The sequence below is a fragment of the Actinomadura mexicana genome, assembly GCF_900188105.1.
Classification (GTDB): Bacteria; Actinomycetota; Actinomycetes; order Streptosporangiales; family Streptosporangiaceae; genus Spirillospora; species Spirillospora mexicana.
Genome location: NZ_FZNP01000050.1, coordinates 1 through 1119 on the forward strand (window position 1 = coordinate 1; position 1119 = coordinate 1119).

Consider the following 1119-nt stretch of genomic DNA (forward strand, 5'->3'; position numbering starts at 1 on the left):
CGTCCCGACGCAGTCGGGGCTGGAGGAGATCTTCGAAGAGATCAGTCCGATCGAGGACTTCTCCGGAACCATGTCCCTGTCGTTCCGGGATCACCGGTTCGAGCCTCCGAAGTACTCCGTCGAGGAGTGCAAGGACAAGGACATGACCTACTCCGCCCCGATGTTCGTCACGGCGGAGTTCATCAACAACACCACCGGTGAGATCAAGAGCCAGACGGTGTTCATGGGCGACTTCCCGCTCATGACCCCCAAGGGCACGTTCATCGTCAACGGCACCGAGCGGGTGGTGACGTCCCAGCTGACGCGTTCGCCGGGGGTGTACTTCGATCGGGCGCTGGACAAGGCGTCGGACAAGGACATCTACGGGTGCCGGGTGATCCCGAGTCGGGGTGCCTGGCTTGAGTTCGAGATCGACAAGCGCGACAACGTGGGTGTGCGCATCGACCGCAAGCGCAAGCAGCCGGTGACGGTTCTGCTGAAGGCGCTGGGGTGGGACGAGGCGCGGATCCGCGAGCGGTTCGGCTCGTATGAGTCGATCAATGTGACGCTGGAGAAGGATCACACCTCCGGGCAGGACGACGCGCTGCTGGACATCTACCGCAAGCTGCGGCCGGGTGAGCCGCCGACGCGGGAGTCCGCGCAGACGCTGCTGGAGAACCTGTACTTCAATCCCAAGCGGTACGACGTGGCCAAGGTCGGCCGCTACAAGATCAACAAGAAGCTCGGTCTGGACCTGGACATGAACCAGGGGACGCTGACCGAGGACGATGTCGTCGCGACGATCGAGTATCTGGTGCGTCTGCACGCGGGTGAGGAGGAGGCGACCCTGGGCAGTGTGGCGGTGCCGATCGAGGTCGATGACATCGACCACTTCGGCAACCGGCGGCTGCGCACGGTGGGGGAGCTGATCCAGAACCAGGTGCGTCTGGGGCTGGCCCGCATGGAGCGGGTGGTGCGGGAGCGGATGACGACGCAGGACGTCGAGGCGATCACGCCGCAGACGTTGATCAACATCCGGCCGGTGGTGGCCTCCATCAAGGAGTTCTTCGGCACCAGCCAGTTGTCGCAGTTCATGGACCAGACCAACCCCCTGGCCGGGCTCACCCACAAGCGGCGGCT

At 64.2% G+C, this 1119-nt stretch carries 1 pseudogene; it reads left to right on the forward strand.

The features are described 5' to 3' along the window. Positions 1-1119, forward strand: a pseudogene (locus tag CHC11_RS39965) (DNA-directed RNA polymerase subunit beta); the annotation flags it as partial.